Source organism: Domibacillus indicus (assembly GCF_023715895.1).
GTDB lineage: Bacteria > Bacillota > Bacilli > Bacillales > Domibacillaceae > Domibacillus > Domibacillus indicus_A.
Map to the genome: position 1 here is coordinate 1 of NZ_JAMBOO010000123.1, position 270 is coordinate 270.

1 rRNA gene is annotated in these 270 nt (G+C 51.1%); it reads right to left on the bottom strand.

Annotated features, from left to right (window positions below):
• Nucleotides 1-217: ribosomal RNA gene (locus tag M3221_RS25910) — 16S ribosomal RNA — on the bottom strand; the annotation flags it as partial.
• Nucleotides 218-270 lie beyond the last annotated feature (53 nt).

A 270-nucleotide genomic window follows, 5' to 3' on the forward strand; every position in this document is an offset into this window, starting at 1 on the left:
AAGCCGCCTTTCAATCAAGAACCATGCGGTTCTTGATGTTATCCGGTATTAGCCCCGGTTTCCCGGAGTTATCCCAGTCTTACAGGCAGGTTACCCACGTGTTACTCACCCGTCCGCCGCTGACTTCCGGGAGCAAGCTCCCATCTGTCCGCTCGACTTGCATGTATTAGGCACGCCGCCAGCGTTCGTCCTGAGCCAGGATCAAACTCTCCAAAAAAGTTTGACTTGCTCATTTGTTTCCATTAAAACACGGGGTGTTTTTAATGGAAG